This is a genomic window from Paenibacillus sp. JNUCC32 (assembly GCF_014863545.1).
GTDB lineage: Bacteria > Bacillota > Bacilli > Paenibacillales > Paenibacillaceae > Paenibacillus_AQ > Paenibacillus_AQ lautus_A.
The window spans coordinates 2,584,753-2,606,052 of record NZ_CP062260.1; the positions used below are offsets into that span (position 1 = coordinate 2,584,753).

General features: G+C 49.7%; 18 protein-coding genes. 5 read left to right on the top strand and 13 right to left on the bottom strand.

Annotation, left to right across the window (positions count from 1 at the left end):
• The first annotated feature begins 92 nt into the window (after positions 1-92).
• From JNUCC32_RS11445 to JNUCC32_RS11455, 3 genes are all read left to right on the top strand, one after another.
• Entirely contained in the window at positions 93-1,580 is a 1,488-nt protein-coding gene (locus tag JNUCC32_RS11445) for an MDR family MFS transporter (protein WP_192572098.1), read from the top strand.
• A gap of 24 nt (positions 1,581-1,604) precedes the next feature.
• On the top strand, positions 1,605-3,056 hold the full coding sequence (locus JNUCC32_RS11450; RefSeq protein WP_192572099.1) for an alpha/beta hydrolase family protein: 1,452 nt from the start codon (positions 1,605-1,607) through the stop codon (positions 3,054-3,056).
• A gap of 94 nt (positions 3,057-3,150) precedes the next feature.
• Positions 3,151-4,038 (top strand): TetR/AcrR family transcriptional regulator, encoded by an 888-nt coding sequence (locus JNUCC32_RS11455; RefSeq protein ID WP_096775619.1) that lies wholly within the window; start codon positions 3,151-3,153, stop codon positions 4,036-4,038.
• A gap of 185 nt (positions 4,039-4,223) precedes the next feature.
• On the opposite strand, the gene JNUCC32_RS11460 is transcribed toward JNUCC32_RS11455, so the two are convergent.
• Complete coding sequence (locus tag JNUCC32_RS11460; protein WP_192572100.1) at positions 4,224-5,720, bottom strand: Lsa family ABC-F type ribosomal protection protein; 1,497 nt, start codon at positions 5,718-5,720, stop codon at positions 4,224-4,226.
• Positions 5,721-6,211: 491 nt separating this feature from the next.
• Here JNUCC32_RS11460 and mscL point away from each other — a divergent pair, with 491 nt between their 5' ends.
• A complete protein-coding gene (gene mscL, locus JNUCC32_RS11465; protein ID WP_015735016.1) occupies positions 6,212-6,610 on the top strand; it encodes a large conductance mechanosensitive channel protein MscL in 399 nt (132 codons plus the stop codon).
• Between the two features lie 211 nt (positions 6,611-6,821).
• Positions 6,822-7,268 (top strand): OsmC family protein, encoded by a 447-nt coding sequence (locus tag JNUCC32_RS11470; RefSeq protein ID WP_015735015.1) that lies wholly within the window; start codon positions 6,822-6,824, stop codon positions 7,266-7,268.
• Positions 7,269-7,373: 105 nt separating this feature from the next.
• On the opposite strand, the gene JNUCC32_RS11475 is transcribed toward JNUCC32_RS11470, so the two are convergent.
• From JNUCC32_RS11475 to JNUCC32_RS11530, 12 genes are all read right to left on the bottom strand, one after another.
• Positions 7,374-8,171 (bottom strand): polysaccharide deacetylase family protein, encoded by a 798-nt coding sequence (locus JNUCC32_RS11475; RefSeq protein ID WP_192572101.1) that lies wholly within the window; start codon positions 8,169-8,171, stop codon positions 7,374-7,376.
• 85 nt (positions 8,172-8,256) lie between these two features.
• Positions 8,257-8,802 carry a DinB family protein gene (locus JNUCC32_RS11480; protein ID WP_192572102.1) on the bottom strand — a complete coding sequence of 182 codons (546 nt, stop codon included), beginning with the start codon at positions 8,800-8,802 and terminating at the stop codon, positions 8,257-8,259.
• A 145-nt stretch (positions 8,803-8,947) separates the two neighbouring features.
• Entirely contained in the window at positions 8,948-10,099 is a 1,152-nt protein-coding gene (locus tag JNUCC32_RS11485) for an NAD(P)/FAD-dependent oxidoreductase (protein WP_192572103.1), read from the bottom strand.
• 59 nt (positions 10,100-10,158) lie between these two features.
• Positions 10,159-10,881 carry a methyltransferase domain-containing protein gene (locus tag JNUCC32_RS11490; RefSeq protein ID WP_192572104.1) on the bottom strand — a complete coding sequence of 241 codons (723 nt, stop codon included), beginning with the start codon at positions 10,879-10,881 and terminating at the stop codon, positions 10,159-10,161.
• Positions 10,868-12,025: a type III polyketide synthase gene (locus JNUCC32_RS11495; protein WP_192572105.1), complete on the bottom strand. Its 1,158-nt coding sequence runs from the start codon at positions 12,023-12,025 to the stop codon at positions 10,868-10,870. The genes JNUCC32_RS11490 and JNUCC32_RS11495 overlap by 14 nt, the downstream gene beginning before the upstream one ends.
• Before the next feature lie 261 nt (positions 12,026-12,286).
• Entirely contained in the window at positions 12,287-12,820 is a 534-nt protein-coding gene (locus JNUCC32_RS11500; RefSeq protein WP_036663307.1) for a hypothetical protein, read from the bottom strand.
• 270 nt (positions 12,821-13,090) lie between these two features.
• A complete protein-coding gene (locus JNUCC32_RS11505; RefSeq protein WP_192572106.1) occupies positions 13,091-14,377 on the bottom strand; it encodes a Gfo/Idh/MocA family protein in 1,287 nt (428 codons plus the stop codon).
• Between the two features lie 24 nt (positions 14,378-14,401).
• Positions 14,402-15,289 carry a carbohydrate ABC transporter permease gene (locus JNUCC32_RS11510; RefSeq protein ID WP_015735007.1) on the bottom strand — a complete coding sequence of 296 codons (888 nt, stop codon included), beginning with the start codon at positions 15,287-15,289 and terminating at the stop codon, positions 14,402-14,404.
• A gap of 20 nt (positions 15,290-15,309) precedes the next feature.
• Complete coding sequence (locus tag JNUCC32_RS11515; RefSeq protein ID WP_009595306.1) at positions 15,310-16,200, bottom strand: ABC transporter permease; 891 nt, start codon at positions 16,198-16,200, stop codon at positions 15,310-15,312.
• A gap of 84 nt (positions 16,201-16,284) precedes the next feature.
• The gene (locus JNUCC32_RS11520) at positions 16,285-18,009 is read right to left on the bottom strand and encodes an extracellular solute-binding protein (RefSeq protein ID WP_192572107.1); all 1,725 of its coding nucleotides are present in this window, start codon (positions 18,007-18,009) and stop codon (positions 16,285-16,287) included.
• A gap of 122 nt (positions 18,010-18,131) precedes the next feature.
• Positions 18,132-19,475 carry a response regulator gene (locus JNUCC32_RS11525; RefSeq protein ID WP_192572108.1) on the bottom strand — a complete coding sequence of 448 codons (1,344 nt, stop codon included), beginning with the start codon at positions 19,473-19,475 and terminating at the stop codon, positions 18,132-18,134.
• Positions 19,475-21,223 (bottom strand): histidine kinase, encoded by a 1,749-nt coding sequence (locus JNUCC32_RS11530; protein WP_192572109.1) that lies wholly within the window; start codon positions 21,221-21,223, stop codon positions 19,475-19,477. Before JNUCC32_RS11530 ends, JNUCC32_RS11525 begins: the two co-directional genes overlap by 1 nt.
• Positions 21,224-21,300: the final 77 nt, after the last annotated feature.

Consider the following 21,300-nt stretch of genomic DNA (forward strand, 5'->3'; position numbering starts at 1 on the left):
TTCATCGTTACTATTATAAATGACTTTTTGGTTTTCTTAAAAACCAATAAGTTCAAATCGTAAAATTTTTAAAAGAAAGTGGGTTCACCAACATGTCAGATCCATCTGCAATTGTCCGTAACACCTCAGAAGAAAGAGCTTTTGCTATTAAAGACATCCTTGCGCCATTGCTTGCCGTCATCATCGGCACCTTCATGGTCCTTTTGGACAGCACGGTCGTCAATGTCGCCGTACCTACGCTGGTTCAATATTTTGATAGCTCTCTGCATACCATTCAATGGTCGATCGCCGCATACACGCTTGCATTGTCCGCGGTCATCCCTCTCGCGGGATGGCTATCGGATAAATTTCAGCCCAAACGGGTGTTTCTCATATCGATCGGATTGTTTACGATAGGATCCGTGTTATGTGCTTTTGCCCAGACAGCCGAGCAGCTTATCGCCTTTCGTGTTATTCAAGGCATGGGTGGCGGCATGGTGTCGCCGATCGGAATGGCGATGGTATACCGTTTGGCACCTCCTGACAAAAGAGGTTCTATTATAGGGATGTTTGGAATTCCTTTACTGCTTGCCCCAGCGCTCGGTCCCGTATTATCCGGATGGCTGATTGAGTTTGTCAGCTGGCAATGGATATTTCTGATCAATCTCCCCATTGGCATGATCGGACTATTCGTGGGCATCAAACATCTGCCTTCCTTTTCAGAAAAAGAGGCTCCGTCTCTGGACATTGTCGGCATGCTTCTTGGGCCTGTAGCTTTTGCCATGATTACTTATGGAGTCAGTGAGGGAGGGGTAAGCTGGACTTCCGCCAAGACTTTATCCGGTCTGATCATTGGTGTGTTAGCACTTGTTCTTTTCATATGGTCTTGTTTGAGACAAGAACAGCCTTTGCTTGAGCTGCGTGCGTTCAGATCGACTGATTTTACACGTGGTATCATCATCTCCTGGATCATGCAGGCAGCGATGTTCGGTTCCGTGCTTCTATTCCCGCTGCTTCTTCAGCAGATTAGAGGTTTCACTCCGTTGACGACCGGGCTCATCCTGCTGCCGCAGGCAGTCGGTTCCATGATTTTTATGCCTATGGCCGGAAGGCTTTTTGATAAGGTGGGCGCACGTCCTCCGCTTGTGGCCGGAATGACGCTGATGACAGCGGCGTTGTTCACGATGTCTTTTGTTCGAACCGATACCCCTTTACTGCTGATCATGATCGTATTGTTCTTCATGGGCTCCGGCATGGGGTTATCGATGATGTCCCTGAATACGCATGTATTAAATGCAATCCCTAAGAGCCTTGTAAGCCGGGTTACTCCGCTAACAAGTGCATCGCAGCAGGTCATCGCTTCGTTTGCCGTAGCCGGCTTCACGGGATATTTATCTTCCCGGATGACATCAAGCCTGCCGAATAACCCTGTTGGAACCAACCCTATGGATTCCCATGCTGCATCCTTTGCGGACACCTTTTTCCTGGCTGCCTGCATTGCTTGCGCGGGACTGGTTCTCAGCTTATTTCTTAGAAAACCCAAACAAATAACCGATGTATTCTTCGTTCCATTGAACAGCAGACATAATAAGCCACAATAACCGTTACACATAGGAGGAACTTACTTGAGAATCGGAGAAATGGTTATCATACTATTCATTATCGCGCTGGCTATAATTACGATTTGGGGCCAAAGATCGAAGAAAAGCCCGCTGATTTACTCGTTAATCGCGCTATTTATCGTTACGGTTGTGCAGATCATCGTTGAGGATTGCCGGTGGCAAATGATTCCTTGTTATGCGGCTTCCGTTATCCTAACGGTTTGCATCATTTTTAGAAAACCCAAAAAGAAACCGCGCAGTAAGAGCGGGAGAAGATGGATAGCCGGGTTGTGGACCACGGTATTGCTCCTATACGCTTCGGTCATGGTCGCACTGCCTCTCCTGCTCCCTGTATTCGCATTTCATCAACCTCAGGGAACCTATAGTGTGGGAACTGCGGTATACCACTTTATTGACAATCACCGGCCCGATGAGTATTCTGCCGAACCGACGGATCACCGCGAGCTGATGGTACAGTTATGGTATCCCTCCGAGCCCGAAACGGGGGAAGAAGCCGCACCCTATATCCGTAATGTAACAGCGATTACACAAGGTCTCGAACAGGCCTTGTCCTTCCCTGCCTGGACGTTAAGCCATTTGGGTCTCGTGGAGACCCATGCCTACAGCAATGCCCCGCTGTCTACCACGGAGCAGGAATATCCGATCTTGATCTTTTCACATGGCATGACGGGTTTCCGCAACCAAAATACCTTCCAGATTGAAGAGCTGGCCAGCCATGGATATATCGTGGTTGGAATCGACCATGTCTATGATGCGGCTGCAACCGTATACCCGGACGGCCGGGAGATTTTGATCAACAAGCACCAGCTTTCTGGTTTTGAAGCGCTTGACGAGCACATGACATTATGGACTCAGGATGTATCCTTTATTTTGAATCGGCTGGAACAAATGAATAGACAGGATGAACAGGAACGTTTTACCGGCCGTCTTGATCTGGAGCGAATCGGCATGTTCGGGCATTCTTACGGCGGTGCCGCTGCAGCCCAGATGCTGCTGAAGGATTCTCGTATCAAGGCTGCGATCAATATGGATGGAACCTTATATGGAGACCCCATGCCGAGCACGGGACTGAATAAGCCATACCTACAGATGAATGGAGAGAAAAGTATCGATAAGTCGATATTCGATAACTCGCTGGATCAAGCCATGGCGCAAAGCGGCCATACACGGGAGTATTACGAAGATTTTTGGGAGGAGACGGTAAGGCGTCGCATGAATGCTCTGCAGGGGGGCGGATACACGATGACGATACCGCATACTTCCCATATGAGTTATACGGATTTTCATCTGTTCTCTCCGCTGCTGCCTAATCCGGGAGAGGATCCAGAATCGGTTCATCGCATCATAAACGAGGTAAGCGTTGCTTTCTTTGACCAGCATCTCAAGGAAATACGGGAGAACGCAATGAATGAATTATCGAAGAAATATCCGGTTATCGAGCTCGTTCAAGATTGAGGCGCCGTTCTTGTGCCTGTGGATTAGCTCTGCAAAAAACGATATGATAGTGATCGAATCCGGTTTGTTTGTACATCGTTAAGGGGGCCGCGCTATGAGTTTGTTAAAAGAAAAAATATTGCAATCGGCTATTCGTTCCTTTGCCGAAAAAGGATACCAAGCGACTTCGATTCAAGATATCGCGGATGATTGCAGCATTGCTAAAGGCTCAATCTATAAATACTATGGTTCCAAAGAAGAGCTGTACATCCGTATTCTGGAGAAACGACAGCAAGATATGATTGATGCCGTAGAACAGATCCGCAAAAAAGGTTTATCCCGCAGGGAAACTTTTCTTGAGGAGATCGCTTATCAGTTCGATTTTTTCATCGAGCATGGATATTATATATCGCGTGATCATAACGAGCTCCCACCGGCGAACAGTGACAAGATCGGTACCGTCATCCATCAGCTTCAATTGAATATGTTTCGTTATTACCAAGATATTTTGCTCCGTCATTACGGGGATTTGATAGCGGAATGGAAATGGGATGCTACAGCCGTCTTTAACGGATTGATCCGCGAGTATACCTTTCATGTCTTGTTTGGATTCAAACCGCTCATCCAAAAGGAATTAGCTGTTTTCATTGCTGAGCGAATGGATGATCTTGTACTGGGATTGGAAAAACGTGATCCTCGTCCCCTGCTCACCGACGAACTCATGAAGGAATATTCGATGATTGATCTAGAAGCACTTACCCATACGCAAGAAATTCGAAGAACGGCATTGATGGATACGATCGAGTCGATTATCCCCGATATGTCCACTACGAATTCTAGAAAAAATGACTTGTCTGAGGTAACGGCAATGCTGCGGGAAGAGTTCTCCGCAGAACGTCCTCGACCCTTTTTGATCCAAGCGCTGCTAAAGGATCTGTCTTCGGAGAACGAGCTGACTTTTTACACGAATCAGCTGCTCCAGTTGATTCGAGAAGGCAATTAAGGTAGAGTTCAATTGAAATCAAGCGAGACTGGGTTTCTGTAAGATTACCTAGATGATATAACAATAAAATGTTAAAAAAGCTGCCGCTAATGAGCGGACAGCTTTTTTTGAAATTCACTATAAAAAGACATGGGCTAGCTAATCCATACTCCCGCTTCTTCCCGGGATAACCGCCTTGTTCTTTCTTATGCTTCTTGATTGCCTTCTAGCTCAACGATTTTCGTTGCGACATTGTCGCAAAATGCACGATCATGCTCCACGAACAGAATGGTCGGTGCATATTCCAGCAATAGCTCTTCTATTTGCATACGGGAAATAACGTCAATAAAATTAAGCGGTTCATCCCAAATATGCAAATGAGCCTGCTCACTAAGACTTTTGGCGATCAGGACCTTTTTCTTCTGTCCCCCGCTATAAGTCGAAATATCCTTTTCGAATTGGAGCCTCGAGAAATCGAGCTTCCGCAATATGGATTTAAACAGGCTCTCGTCAATTCCGCTGCTGGTGGCATAATCCGACAAACTGCCCCGAAGATGGGAGGTGTCCTGGGATACGTAGGATATTTTCAGCTGACGATCCCTGCTGAGATGTCCCGTGTACTGCAGATCTTCTCCGCATATTAATTTCAGGATGCTGGATTTTCCTGATCCGTTTTTACCCGAAAGGGCAATTCGCTCCCCTTGTTCGATCGTGAAACTTACGTTCTCACACACCGTCTTGGAGCCATACGAGATGGATACATTCTCCAGCTCGGCCAGCTGCTTTTTGTGGTACTCGAGCTGGGAAATCGCAAGACTCTCGGAGCTCTCGATGTTTTTAAGGAGCTTCGATTTTTCTTCAATAGCGGATTGTTGCCGCTGCTCCAGGTTTTTGGAGCGTTTCATCATTTTCGCTGCCTTGTGGCCAATATAGCCTTTATCGACTTTGGAACCGGAATTTCTGGTGCCGTTTTTCGTTTTTTCTACTTCATGTGACCAATTTCCCGTTCTTTTGGCAGAATCGGTTAATCGTTTAATGTCTTTCCTGAGTTTCTCGTCACTGGCGAGCTCAAATTGATCCTGTCGCTTTTTATTTTCCCACCATGCGGAGAAATTGCCCTTTTGAATCTCGATATTGGTTTTATTGATGGACAGGATGTGGTCGACACAATCATCCAGGAATGCTCGATCGTGAGATACCAGAATGTACCCGCTTTTTTTGTTGAGATAGTCGCTGACCGATTTTCTCGCATGCATGTCAAGATGATTGGTCGGCTCGTCGATCAACAGGAAGCGGTTCTCTTTGGTAAAGAGCGCCGCCAGCATCACTTTGGTTTGTTCTCCGTTCGACAATGATTCATAAGGCCGATACAGAACATCTTCCGATACCTTCAGCAAGTTAAGCTCGCGCACGATTTGCCAATGAACATACTCCGGATAAATCTCTTCGATTACATCCTGGGTAAGATATTCCTTGTGCTCGACATGGTAAGGAAAATAGTCGAAGCTCACGGCGGACGAAATATTCCCGCTGTATTCATACTTGCCCTGCAGCAGGTTCAAGAACGTGGTTTTCCCTCTGCCGTTTCTTCCGGTAAATCCTAATTTCCAATCGGTATCGATTTGAAAGCTCACATTCTCGAATATAGGATCATAACTGCTTTCATAAGCAAAGGTTAGGTTCGTTACATTAATTAATGACATTTTACTCATTCCTCTATGGCGATATTTCAGAACGAAAAAAGCGCGAATAACACCAGATCCCCGGTGCTATCCACGCTAACGTTAACCTAACTATACCATAAAGAAACCAAGCGATTGATCAAGTCATCGCTAAGCATGCCTGTATATGAATATAGAAGGATAAAGTTCCGGTATCTGATTGGTTATGATGTGAACCTTGTCTAGTGTTCCCCGTTTCGACAGGTTCACATAAACATCTACAACCTCTAATTCAGTCATCGCTTTATCCCTCCTCTGTATAATCACTCATTATAGTCCGAATATAAAAAAACTTAACATGAAAACCTCCCATTGGTCAACCTGCTCGGGTGTCTCGCCATTTCAAAATTCTGAACGAAGGCCATGGATCATATCGGACTTTCCGATCTTGCGCAAATAGCGGGTTGCTGTTAGGATAATTCGAGTGGCAGCTAGCTGCCTAATCATATGGATCGAAAAGCAGGTGACCGATTATGAATTTGTTAAAAGAATTTAAAACCTTCGCACTCAAGGGTAATGTGCTGGATTTGGCCATTGGGGTGATCATAGGGGCAGCCTTCGGCAAGATCGTATCCTCGCTCGTGAGCGATATCATTATGCCGGTGATTGGCTTGCTTCTTGGCGGTGTGGATTTATCAGGGCTGAAGGCTACCATCGGGGACGCAACGCTGACTTACGGAGTCTTCCTTCAAACCGTCGTGGACTTCCTGATCGTCTCCTTCTCGATATTCATGTTCATCCGCACGCTCAACCGCTTCAAACGCAAAGAAGAGACCAAAGCCGAAGAACCGCCGGCTCCGTCGAAGGAAGAAGTTTTGTTAGCTGAGATTCGCGATTTGCTGAAACAGCAAAACCAGGCCTCCGAAAAATAAAACAGGATTCCACTAGAACGTGTTTTCAAGATGAAAACACGTTCTTTTTTTTGATCCACTACGGATAACATGGCGATCCCGACCTTATATGATATTGACAGATCCGAATCGCTAGAATTATAATTCATACTAACCCTACTAATATAGTATGTTTTAAAAAACGGCAATTAACCGTCCAACCTTGGGCTGCCCGGAAAAGGAGAGATTCCACATGCCAAATGTTCAAACGTTTAAAGCTACCGCTCAATTGCAAGAAGGGGTAAAAGTCATAACGAAAGCAAGACAATTCGAGCTGGTCATCGATGAGCCTCAAAGTCTCGGCGGTACGGATACCGGAATGAACCCCGTCGAAGCCTTGCTTGCTTCCTTGGGTGCATGCCAATCGATCGTAGCCCGCGTATATGCGCCGAAATTCGATGTGGTGCTCGAGGATTTCAGGGTAGACGTCGAAGGCGACTTGGATCTGGACGGATTTTTTAACCGCTCCGAGGTGCGCCCCGGATACTCCGACATTCGATATACGTTTTACATCAAGACACCATCGCCCGCCGATAAGGTGGAGTCGTTCGTGGCATTCCTGGAGAGTAAATGCCCTGTGGGAGATACGATTGCTGCGCCGGTGAATCTTAAGCTGAATCGCATCGTCATCGAAAACTGAACTCATGTACATAGAGGGATGCAAGACCTGCACACAGCAGTCCTGCATCCCTCTTTTATCTTATGCTTAAGAACTTGAGTCTACGCTGGGCTCCACCTTCCAAATTTACAATCGCGCCATCTGACCACCTTTGATCTCAAAAGGCTCGCCTTCTACGCTAATCCACACGTTTAAGGCACTGGGGTTATGGATCATTCGGCTATCTGCCGAGAAACGAAGTTGGTCCAAGGCACTGCAGTATGCATAGATCTCGGCATTCGTGGCATACCAGATATCATTCCGCCCGCCGATCATGTCCCCGAATCGATCCACGAGATCCCAATTCCGGTCGTTCTCGAACTCGTAACTGTGGCCCCACACGTACAGGATGGCCATCCTGGAGAAAATCTGCTGCATATCCACGAACTTCTCCGCGTATTCCACCATTTCTTTATGATGACAAGTCGGATGCCAACGAAGCCAATCATCCGGCTTATGAAACGAGCCATGGCTGTTTACCGTGCGAGCGTATTCCATGCCGACATATCTTAAAAGGCCGACCACTTGTTCACTGTAAGTGCCGAACGGATAACTCATTCCCTTAATGGGGTAATGAACCAAAGCTTCTAACGTTTTCCGGTCCTCTACGACCTGCTCCACCACTTGTTCGGTAGGTATTTGCTCCAGGAAGGGATGATCCACGGTATGCGCGGATACCTCATGCCCCCGGTACAAGGATGCCACCTCCGAAGGGTCGATGTATCCGTCTTTGCCAAGCGTTCCGCTGTTCAAATGAAACGTGCCCCGTATTCCGTACTCATTCAGCTTCTTGACCAATTTTCGATCATGTTCGCGGCCATCATCAAAGCTAAGCGTCAGTGCCTTCTTGGCGCCATTCGGAAAACGGTCATATTGTATGCGCATTCAAGTTCCTCCCATTTAAGATATTGACTCGCATCATATCCTATTAAGTTTCATTATACGATGATTGACACCGGGGATACATCTATTATTTCCTGTTTACGGCATATAGGAAGCGACCATAGCCGATCTCAGCCGCATTTTTCATCAGCTCGACATTAAGCCAGGCCGCCAGCTTATGAAAGGGTTGATCCGTGAAAGGCCACCGGGTTCGTTCCGTCGAAAGAAAAGCATCGTCCGTCAACGCCGCCGCTTCACGTTCCCACCGCAGTCTCAAATCGTTAATCCGCTCTCTGGCCTCTTGAACGCTCCCAGCAGAATGGATATCGTTGCGGGTCATCGTCCCTTTGCCAAACGAATGGTTCAGCACCATCGTCCACCAGTAGGTGATATGCCATGTCAGCCAGGTTATGCTGGGCGGGCCGACGTCGTACTCCTCGGATTCCGGCCATTCCGCGCGCCAGATTCCGGATTCGCGATAAACATGAAGCCCCTTCGAGGCAGGCCGCCAAAAAAACTCCTCGTCTTCAAGGCCCGTGAGATGCAAATCAAGCATCTGCCAAGCGATTTGGAACTGGAAATCAAGGGTGTTTCGAAGGATACAAGGCGGGTTAGCCGTATTTTTGTCCTGCATATTACATTCCTCCGTTATCGTTTTAAATAAATATAGACGTTATTAATATTCGCCTATCAATTCAAGGATATAATAAGCGATTGTTTATCACCAGTCAATCCATGGATCTGAACATCAGCAAACAAAAAAGCCGCAAGGATGCGGCTTATCTGGTGCCCATGCCCGATTCGGATAAACGGGTGGCTTTGACGATATAGGAAGCCAGTCCGGGGATCATTCGGACGATGCCGGGATAGAAGCGATTGCTTTTGGCAAAAGCCAGATTCTGAATTCTTCTCGCCCTTCGAAGCAGCTGCGCAAAGGTGCGATTGGCGTCGTGCGTGTACTGATTTTGCCATTGAGCGAAGTTGATTTCTCCGTTTAAATATTTGTCGGTCCAGCCGGAGCACAGCAGTGATGAACGCAGGGCAACCGACATTCCGTCTCCGCAAAGCGGCGGAAGCATCAGCATGGCATCGCCGATGTGCGGATATTGCGACCAAGGTTCCGGTTTGTCGGATAAACGAAGTGGGGCAATCGATACCTGGGTGCCCTCAACCGCCTCTCCTTCAGCCAATCGTTCAGTTAACCTATTGTTCGAGCGCGATGCGGCTTTGAGAATTTCGGGTACCGATTTGCCGCTTCCTTGTACCGATTTCAAGGTCAGCAATGCAGCCACGTTGACCTTCCCATTCTCGACCGGCGATATCCCGACATAACCGCCATCGCAAAAATACAACTCCACCCTGGAAGGCACTGTGATGCCGGCAAAATGCGATTTTACGCCGACATATACGGTATCATCGCGATATGTTTCGGCTGAAGCAACACCGCGCGGCTTCTTAGTGCCGTAGGCTCCAATGACGGCTCTTGCCTCATACCGAATTAGCTCGTTCCCTTGCCTCGTTTCGACTTCATATCGATGATCGCCCCGCTTCCGGATCTCGGTCACGGTAGACCCCGTTACAATCTCCGCACCCGCGCTCAAGGCATTCTCATGCAATAGGCGATCCAGCTCGTAACGGCTGATGCCGGTAGCTTTACCCGGTAACGGAGCGGTGATGACGCCGCCATGAGGCATCACGATAGAGGCATGATTCATCGCAGCGGGATTCATCTCTTGGACTTGAAGATGGACACCCAGATATTCCAGCATCTCTCGAGTCTCTGGGGACATGAATTCACCGCAGGTTTTGTGGCGCGGAAAGGATTGGCGATCCAGCAGTATCGTACGATGCCCCTGCTTGGCAAGCTGCAGGGCACAGCTCGTGCCGGCAACTCCCGCGCCGATGACCATCACATCGGCTTGCTTTGACATATGTGAACACCCGCCTTTTTGCTTGCATGAAGAATTTAATCATCGGTTTCGGCAACCGATTATGTCTTCCTATCGTTCGGGATAACAACGGAATAGCGGAACAATGGCTTCCATCGATAGGTCAAAGTGGCGTGATTAAGCTGCTCTTTCAGCTCTCTCCAATCTCTCCCTTTAAACCCCTTGGCAACCGATAACGGCCCATCGTGACGAATATAACGATTGCGTGAGATGAGACGCGTTGTGATCCAGACGGCCGCGTAAGGCACAGGATGCCGATGGATATCGTTAATGACGACGCCATGAACGGAGGTTCGCAGCATATGCGACACGATCTCCATGAGCTGTTGTCCCTGAAAATGGTGGATGAACTGGGATCCGGTCACGATATCAGCCGACGCATCGGGCAGTTCCTTAACGTCCGCGCGGCGTACATGAACCCTCGGTTCATGACGAAACAGCCGTCTCGCCTCTTCGCAGGCTTCTTCCGTCACATCGACTAAGGTAATGCTCAGCTCCACGCCCATTTGATCCGACCATTGCAGCAGCTTCCGGTTCACATCGCCGGAACCCGCGCCAACATCCATGATGCTAAGGGTATACGGACAGCCGATCGATTTCCAGAGCTTCACCACGCCGTCCAAGGTCGGGCCCGGTGCCGCGAATATGCGATTCAACCGCCTTAAATGCCGGAGCGCTTCGCTCAGCTCTTCTCCGCCCATGGTGAAGTCATCCATAAGCTCATCTTCTTGTGCCCGGATGGACAGCGTTCTAAAGAAGGACATGGTCCTGCTCCTTAACCGATGGCGCATAAGCCTTTACATAGGTAAAACGCATAAGCTCCGCCGTCAAGCCAGGTCCGAAAGCCATGGCTACTCCTTCCGTCGAAGCTTCATTACGTTCTTTCATCTTCTGGCGCATCGCGTTCAGCACGAACATAATCGTCACGGAGGAGAGATTGCCTGCCGTTCTTAGAATCTCCCGGCTGTATTGGGTTTGCTCATCGGTCAAGCGCATTACTTCCTGCACCGAATCTACGATGCCCCGGCCGCCCGGATGGATCGCCCATAATTCCGGAAGCTTGTCGCCTCCCAGCAGAACACGAAGCTCATCCTCCAGATGAGTACCGAGCAATTTGGGAATACGCGGCGACAGGAAAAGATCAAAGCCCGTATTGCCTACCTCCCACGTCATATCCTCCGTTGAATCCGGGAGCAGGACGGAATATCCCGTGCCGAGCTCCACATAATGCCGATGCTCTGCTTCCGGCTGACCGATGACACAGGACGAGGCACCATCGCCGAAGAATGAGGCCGCAAACAATGCTTCCCTCTCCCGAACCGGCTGGAAGTGAAGCGTGCAAAGCTCGACGCACACGACCAGCACCTGCGAACCCGGCGCCCCGCTCACAACATCCCGCGCCATTTGGATTGCTTTAAGACCAGCGGCACAGCCTTGGAAGATTAACGGCAAACGATTGACCCGCGGAGAAAGCCCCAGCTTCCGGATCAACAGAACATCCATCCCCGGCTGGTATTGACCCGTGCAGCTGACCGTAATGAGATGCGTAATTCGATCCGGAGACATGCCGGCATCTTTCAATGCCTTCTCGGCAGCTTCCACGCCAAGCGGAAGGGCCTCTCTCTTATATGTATCCATACGCTCTTCGGTTGTCGGAATGACGGACGCGTCATGGGAGTTCAAATATCGGCACTTCTCCAAGGGATCCAGATAGTTGGATTCGCAAGTATAACGAGTTTCGACACCGCAGGATCGAAATACTCTTCGGGCAAAGCGGGCCAGATCGGGTCTGTCCTGCAGCGTGGATGCGATTAATTCTGCGATATCCGACTGAGCTACGGAATGCACCGGCAATGCCGTGCCCATCCCGAGAATCGCGACATCGGATCTACCGTTTGTTTGCTTCATGCTCAAACCTCCTGCAGTCTTGGAATTATACATGATTACCCACCCGGGGGCTTTTTGAATTCGTTTAACTTCTATTTGAGGTTAGGATAACCCGAACATGGCAAATCATATCCAATTCAAACCAAATCACTTGTAAAATCGCATCCGCAAACAAAAAAAACCACGATCACGTGGTTTTTCAGACTCGACGATCCTTGTCATCAAAGGAAAAGCAATGGCTGTTGATCCTGAACGGATGAACGCAATGGATCTACGGTTATATTACTTGCCGGGTTCGGCTTCGTCATCCTGACTTCCCAGAACTTCCGCATGGGCAAGAAGAACCCATTGGTTGGATTGGTCGTAACCGGATACCTCGGCAACCACACGATATCGAGGGTACATCCATTCGGGAGGGGTACCGGCTTCCAGAGCGGAGGTGTCCGTCAAACCGACCGCATGCGGCTCTAGCAAATGAATCAAAGTGCCTTGCGGAAAAAAGGCCTCGATCCAGCCTTCTACTCGTGCGCCGATAGGAAACATGCGCTGGATCCGCTGCCAGTCCTCCATCCAGACCAAAAGCTGTTTCTGCCAGAGCTCTTCGAATGCAGCTTGACTGATTTCTTCATAATAGGGTTCTTTCGGATCAAGCGGATGCTCCGCCAGCAAGAAATGACGGGAGTCATGCTTTCGGTTCGACGTGATCCAGCTGCCGTCCTCATCATGAACCATCTGCCTGTAAGCCGTTCCGTCGTGATCCACTTCAAAATACCAGGTCCCCATTCCCGGTTCCTGAACATCTTTCAGATATTTCAAAAATCGTCCTCCTATCAGCTGAACAACCGTTCAAGAAATTCGGCCAAGTTCCGGTGGCGGCTCTTGGCCCGGCTGGTCGTATTCCATCGATGATCATCCGTGTTTCGGAGTGCCTCTTCCATTCCAAGTTCAGGTTTATGCACCGTAGATTGTTTTTTGATATGGCACCCGGTTTATTTTACCATATCCAGGTGCTTGGGCGCGGCGTCTTTTCTTTACTATATCAAACAAGCCTGATTGCGACTGCAATCAGGCTTCAAGATCTAAACATTAATTTCCGGACATCGTTCTGATCGGCTCGCTGAACTGCTGCGCAAACACCTTTAGCTCGATGATCTTTCCATCCACTCTCGACTGCTCAGCCGCGAATGCCATAAGGTGGCTTTGAACGGAACGGCTTGCCGATGTAAGTCCTTGATTGTTTCCTCCCGTTTGCACCAATCTCAGAAAATCCTTGATCAGACCCATATCTCCGCCGCCGTGGCCGACATGGCCGCCCCGGTCCGCAAAAGAAATTCGCTCGACCTTCCCGCTGCCAAAGTGAATGATCTCTATTTCGTTCTTCTCCATGGCTCCGCGGATTTCCCCGCGGGTTCCCATCAGCTTGATCGTGCGGCTGACATCTCGCGTAAACGCACTCATCGTGAAGGCGACCGTCACGCTGTTGGCAAACTCCATATTGACGACCTGATGATCCACCACGTCATTGTCGCAATGGTATACGCATCTGCCGTACGGCCCCTCCAGCAGCGCTTGATATCGGGCATCATAACTCATATCGTCGCTGATCGCCGAGGTCGGCCAATTCGTGTCCTCGGTCAAATAATGATCAGGTGCATAATAGAGGCACTCATCCGAGACCGGACATCCGTCCAAACAGCGCTTCGGTGCGCCTTCCGGTGCCTGTGCAGCCGTAAAATGGCTCAAGGAGCCGAAGGAGGACACCCGGACGCAATCCGAATCGGCAAGCCAGAGCAGCATATCAAGATCATGGCAGGACTTGGCCAGTATCATTGGGCTGGAATCTTCCGTCCGCCGCCAATTCCCCCGCACAAAGCTGTGCGCTTGATGCCAATAACCCACGTTCTCGTTATGCTGAATCGACATCAATCGGCCGATAGCCTCACGCTCCAGCAGCTCCTTGATGGTGGAAAAAAACGGCGTGTACCGAAGCACATGACAGATCGAAAATACCAAACCGGCCTGCGAAGCCATTTCACCCATCCGGATGCACTCTTCGGGATCCGGAGACATCGGCTTTTCCAGAAGCACATGGTAGCCGGCCGCAAGCGCCCGCATTGTCGGCTCGAAATGCTGCTTATCCTGGGTACATATGAACACGGCGTCCGCGACCTTGGGCGCTGTAAAAAAATCATTCCAATTCTCGAAGCATGCCGCGTCTTCAAGCCCATGCCTTTCTTGAAACTGTTCCCTCCGCTGCCGATTCGGTTCTGCGACGGCGACTACCTCCATCTCATGGGGATGCTGCAGGGCATATTCCATATAATTGATGCCCCGCAGTCCGGCTCCGATCAGGGCGACCTTCACTTTATTCATCCGTTTCCTCTCCCTCCGTAGGTCTTATTCTTTCACGCTTCCGACCGTCATCCCTTTGACAAAATACTTCTGCAGGAACGGATACACGACCATGATCGGCAGTGCGCCCATGAAGATTTGGGCCGTTCGAAGCGTTTTTTCGCTCAAATTCTCCATCGCCTTGATCTGTTCGATCGAAATCGAGGTCATTTGGGAATTGATCGACATAATGAGGGTGGACAAATAGGTTTGCAGCGGGTATTTTTCCGGCGAATTCAAATACAGAATACCGTCAAACCAAGCATTCCAGTGCCCCACGATGGTGAACAGACCGATTGTCGCAATGGACGGCAGCGAAACCGGCAGGTAAATTCGCCATAATATTCTCCAGTGTCCCGCACCGTCAATCGTTGCCGCTTCTTCCAGCTCCTTCGGGATCGTCCTGAAGAAGTTCAGCATCAGAACCATGTTCCATACGTTAAGCGCTCCAGGCAGAATCAAAGCCCACACGGAGTCGATGAGTCCGGTATTCTTCACGACCATGTACGTGGGAATCAATCCCCCGCCGAAAAACATCGTTATGGCAAAAAACCACACATACGGCGTACGGAACTTAAATTGATGATTCGATTTCGATAATGGATACGCCGTTATGAATACGAGAAGCATATTCACCGCCGTCCCCAACACGACTCGGGTAAGCGAGACGCGGAACGAACGGAAAAACTCTACCTTTTCGCCCAAGTACCGGTAAGCGTCCAGGTTAAAGCCCACGGGCCAGAGTCTCACTTCTCCCGCCATTGCGGCCGTATTCGAGCTTAGCGAAATCGAGAGCAAATGAACGAACGGAATGATACCGAGCAAGGTGATGAGGGACAGCACCAGCGTATTCGTGATTACAAACAGCCTTCTGCTGATCGTTGGTTTATGCATCTTCCTACCTCCACTCCGGCCTAAAAGATCCGATAATTGTTATATTTGTAAGCCGCATAGTACGTCACGGCCACGAGCGCCAGAGAGATGACGGATTTAAAGAAACCGACGGCGGCGGCAGGACCGAACTGCTGGCTGAACATGCCCAGTCGATAAACGAAGGTATCAATAATATCCGCCCCTTCATAAACCGTCGGGTTGTACATGATCAAGATCTGCTCGAAGCCTGCGTTAAGGATGCCGCCTAGGCTTAACACGCCAAGCAAAATGAGAATCGGCGCCATGCCAGGCAGCGTGATGTGAATCATCTGCTTCCATCTTCCGGCTCCGTCTACTTCTGCTGCCTCATACAGCGTCGCATGGATTCCGGTGATGGCTGCAAGCATGACGATCATGTTGTAACCCATCCCTTTCCATACATCCGATCCGATGACGATCCCGCGGAACCAGTTATTATCCAGCATGAACATGATCGGTTCCATATGGAGCGCGCCCAGAAGGCCGTTCACCGGACCATTCAAGGAGAACAATTCGATGATGACGCCGCCGAGCACGGTCCAGGACAGAAAGAACGGCAGAAAGATGGCGGATTGGATAAAGCGCGAAAACCATCTTCGCGTGACTTCGTTGAGGAGCAGTGCCAATATCAGGGGCACCAGTAAAAACAAAACCATTTTAAATACGGAAATCACGATGGTATTCCACAGAACCTGCTTGAAATCGGGCAGTTCGAAGACATAGCGGAAATTATCGAAACCGACGAAATCCGAGCGGAAGAATCCTGCCAGCGGCTCGAATTGCTGAAAGGCCATCACAAGGCCGGCCATGGGCCCGTATGCGTAAATCAACGTGACAATGACTCCCGGCAGCAGCATCAAATGCAGCAAATATTCTTTTTTCAGCGTTCTCACAGATGAAACCTCCCCGTCCATTTCAAACGGGAGGAGTCTGCCGGCTTCCTCAAGGGCTTCTCCTCCCGCTTTATCAATCCAAGATTATTTGGCGCCCTGCTGGCCGTACCAATCATTGACTTCCTGGGTGATCTGATCCCCGCCCAGCGATTTCCAGCTCTGAACGAATTTATCGAATTCGTCCAGCGAGGCCCCCATGACGATCTTGGTGAAGGTTTCCTGCATCAGCTTATCAAGCTGGGAGCCCTTCTCGACTTGAGTTGCCGTTGGCAGTCCGTAGAACTCGTTATTTACGTAAGCTTGATTCTCTTTGATTTGCCGCGTCATGCCCCAGCCGCCGTCTTTCGCCGCCCGGCTGAAATATTGGCCCCAGTTTACGCCTTTCGAGGCATTCGCGGTATTGCCTGCAAGATAATCCTTTGCCGCCTTGAAGACGTCGGCCACATTTTTGTAGTTCTCGTCATCCAGCGTGATTTCCGTTTGGTTTGCATCGAGAGCCTTGTTTACTTCCGTATAGATCGTTTCGATTTGTGCCGGATTATAGATCCGTGGGTTGAACCAATTGTAGACGTATCCTTTTTCCGCTTTGTTCTGGTCCATGTATTTCTTGTTGCCCATCTCGATGTAGAAGTTGATCATTTTGATGGCGGCTTCCGGATTCTTCATTTTTTTGTTCACGACCACGAGTTTGTTGCTGCGGATTTTGGGTACCATGGACTTGCCCGGCCCGCCGAGTCCGGGAATCTGAAGGGCAATCCAGTCTGCCTTGGGATCCTTGTCAACATTCAGATTCAACGGCCAGTTCGGATACCACCATTCCCCGTAAGAAATGCCCACCTTGCCTGCCGTAATATCTTCAACGGACTTGTTCTCGTCCTTCAAGGCGAATTCTTTGTCCAGAATTCCCTCCTTGTACCAGGACTGCAGCTTGCCCAGCGCGGTCTTGACTTCCGGTTGTATGAGCCCGGGGATCAGCTTGCCGCTGTCGTCCTTGATCCAGGCCGATTGATTGTCCCCAATGGAAGGGTAAGCGCCAAATCCATTGAAGAAGCCCCTCAGGTCAAAGCCCCAAAAGAACAGATTCTTTTGCATGGCGATACCGTAGGTGTCGTTTTTGCCGTTTTGATCGGGATCCTGCTGCACAAAGGCTCTAGCAACCTGCTCCAGCTCATCCATCGTTTTCGGCGGCTGCAGCTTCAGGTTATCGAGCCAGTCCTTGCGGATCCAGAGCAGCTGGGTGGACAGGAACGGATCCTCGAAACCGGGAATCGCGAGCAGCTTTCCGTCTGAGGTAAACGTCTTCATCGCAAAGCCGCCGTCGGATTCCATGTATTTTTTCAGTGCCGGCGAAGCGAAGTCGTTATAAGCTTGGGTGAGATCGGCAAGCATGTCCTGCTTCTTCAGCTTCTCGAAGTTCTTCTGATCCAGCTCCATAATGTCCGGCAGGTCGGCCGAAGCCATGGCTAATGAAAACTTTTGCTCGAACTGGCTGGAAGGCACCGTCCATTTGTACTGGACTTCAATGTTCAGCATGTCTTTGAGGTCTTTGAAATAAGCATTCTGTTCGGGCGTGATCCCTTGCGGCGTCCGCGGGTCCTCGGGCGGATTGTAGCCAAGCACTTGCGTGACCGTTACCGTTTCAGGATATTTGCCGAGAGGATCCGGCGGCGTTGTATTGGAGTTCGCCTCCTCGGCAGAGGTTTTGTTCGGTGTCCCCTCCGATTCGTTCCCCTGATTCGAGCATGCCGCCATTACCGAAAGCGTCATCGTGCTAATCAACATCATTTTCGCTAGTTTGGTCCATTTCATGATGGCTATATCCCCCTTGATCTGGCGTATTCTTGATATCCATGCTGCTTAGATATCATTATAGATTCCGCCCGAAAGCGCTATCAATTTTAAGTTTTTTACATCCCTTTCACTTTTTTTACTTATTGGGTATTTCGGTATTCCTGCGGGGTTACGCCCATCTTTTTCTTGAAAAACGTCGTGAAATACGACGGGGATTCGAATCCGAGCCGCACGGCAATCTCTTGTAATTTCATGTTCGTATGCTGCATCAGATGAAGCGCCCCCTCCAGCTTTTTCGCCTGAATATACTCCAGCAGGTTTTGACCCGTCAGCTGCTTGTAGTAGCGCGAAAGATAGGAAGGGTTAAAATGCACTTCCTCCGCTATGGCGGTCAAGGAGACGTCCCCGGACATATGCTCCAGTATGTACCTGTGGATCCGGTCGATCACATCCAATTTCATGTCATCCTGCCTCAACGGGCTATTCCCATGTATCATCTCTTCGTGTTCCTTGGCCTTTCCGATATCGGCAACGACCATCTGTTGTCCCAGCGCCGCCCTGCTGTGCAGCATGGTCCGCAAAGCATGAAGCTGTTCTCCTACCGTTTCCCATTGATGCAGAAGATTGCCCGATATCCCGAAAGAAACCTGAACGCCAAGCAGCTCTTCGCACTCATTTTGCACCTGCTCCAGGATGCCCCTCATATACGACATCATGCCCTGCCAATGAAGCACACCCTCCGGCTCAAACCTCCGATAACGGTCCAGAAGCTCCTCGCCCGGCTGCAGCAGCCATACCAGCAAGTCTTCATCTAGTACGGCATGCTCACAGGAAAACGAGCTGGGCAAGTCGTGGATAAACATCATCTGAACGGCTTGCACGGCATTCTTCGTCTTGGCCTCCGGGGCTATCCCGATCCTTCCAACGAGAAGGAATGCCGGCCGATCTGCGTCGATACCGAACCCCACCTCTTCATAACGGGGCTGCGACAATAGGGAACTCAAGGCTTCTCCTTTCAATACCTTTAGTATGAGTTCGCGCTTGAGCAAAGGCTCGGCCATTTGAAAATGCACCTTTGCCTTTTCTGCCTGGATTCTGCGTCGGTTCTCTTCATCCAGCCTGGAGGAAGCCTCTTGGACAGCCTGAAAGATCGGATCGATGCCTTCGGTTTTCAGGATGTAGTTATCCACGTTCTTGCGCAGGGCTTCGTGCACATATTCAAACTCGCTGTAACCGGTGAGAAAAATGATTCGGCAGTGCGGCCAATAGTACGCAATTTCGTCAATCAGCTGAAGCCCGTTCTTCTGGGGCATTCGTATATCGCTGACCAGGATGTCCAGCTTCACTCTCATGGCGATCTCCACCGCTTCCTTGGCGGAATAGGCTTTCCATACATCCAGGTCGAATTGCGTTTGCTCCTGAAAAAGCTGAACCAAGCCGTTCACGATGACGGGCTCGTCGTCCACGATCAACAGTCTGTACATCACGATGCCTCCTCTGATTCTTGAATCATAATGATCAAATCCACCTTTAAACCGCCATGGACGCTGCGCGAGACGGATAATCCGCTGCCGGGCCCATACTTGAGCTGAAGCCGGTTGTTCACGTTGATCAATCCGGTCTGCTCCACATGCTTCGAATCCATGGCAAGCTTGCCGCGTAATTGCTGCAGCATCTCATTCGTAAGCAAATTCCCGTTGTCCTCCACCGTGATCCGCAGTCTGCCCTCCCGGTAATCAGCGCTAATGTACAGCATGCCTTCCTCCATGCCATCCTCGAATGCATGCTCGAACGCATTCTCCACGATAGGCTGAATGATAAGTCTCGGTACGGTGATACCTTGGGGAATGTCCGCAAATTCCCTATGCTCATATGAAATCCGGTTCGAGAAGCGAATGCCCTGTATGTCGCAGTAATCCAGAGCATGCCTGTATTCCGTATAAAAAGGCACCTCGTCGGAGCTGCTTCTCGTGATGTACTGATAATAGCTGCCGAGCTTTTGCGAGAGCTCCGCTGCACTATCCGAATCTCCGACCTTGCACATCATATACACATTAAAAAAGCTGTTATATAAAAAATGCGGGTTAATCTGGGATTGCAGCTGCTTCAGCTGCGAGTGCTGCAGTGCTATTTTTTGCTCATAGTTTTCTTCGATCGACTGTTTAAGCTTCAAGGCCATCCGGTTGAAACCGTTAAACACGTAATGAAACTCATCCTTGGTTCTGGACTCGATCAGGATATTCAAATTATCGGTTTCGATCATATGAAAGGCTTTAACGAGCTTGGACAAAGGCCTGTGGATCATCAGATTGACCGAGAACGAATAGAGCACCATGACAATCACGGCAAGGATAAACAGCGTATAGAACCAGGTAATGAATTGGCTTAAGGGGCGTGTGATTTCATTCTGATTCACGTACATGACCAAGGACAGATCCAGCGAGCCGACTTCATTCTGAATGATAAAATAGTCTACGCCGCCCACTTCCCCCGTCTCCGGCTCACTTCGATCCGGATCCGGCTTGTCCAGGATGTGATTCAAAATCTCTGTTGACTCATCGGCCGCAGGCGCCGTCGTCAAGATGGTGCTGCCTTCCCTGCTCCCCAGAAGGACTTCGGATTCCGGATACAGCTTGGCGATTTCGCTTAAGGCCCCGAGCAGCTTGGGCCGGGAAATCTCGATGTATGACCAGACAGACCCGTTGTTTTCGGTTTCGATCAGAAAGATCCGGTCGCCGCTCCTATAGAATGAAGGCTTGGGCATGACCGCCATCATGGACGATATCCGTTCCATTTCCTTGTTCGGGGTATTGGTTACCCCCGTCGTGGTCGAGATCGTTTTCCCGACATCCTTCACGTACACGCCGGCACTCACGACGAATTCGCTGGAAACCATCAAGGTTGCCAGCCGATCCCTGACCTGGTCGATGAGCTCCACCTCTTCGTAATCCTCAAGCATGCTGCCTCGGAAACTAAGCTTCTGCAGATCCTTGTCATTTAACAGCTGCAGCTGCAGATTCCGAATAAAATACATTTCTTTATCTAGCTGCTTGGAATAGAAGGAGGCACCCGCGGCCGCGGAGTTCAAGATAGACTCCTTGGTGACGGACATCCCCTTATAATTCAACCAAATATTCATCGAGATGAGAGGAAGTAACAATACGATAAATACGATGACGATTTTTTGATAAACAAACCATTTCGATGCTTTGCCCGCAGCCTGAAGTTTCATGCTTTTCCCCCAATCCGTTATCACTCGATCCATTATCATCTAGTATAGGGGGGCCGGCTGACATTACAACGAATTAT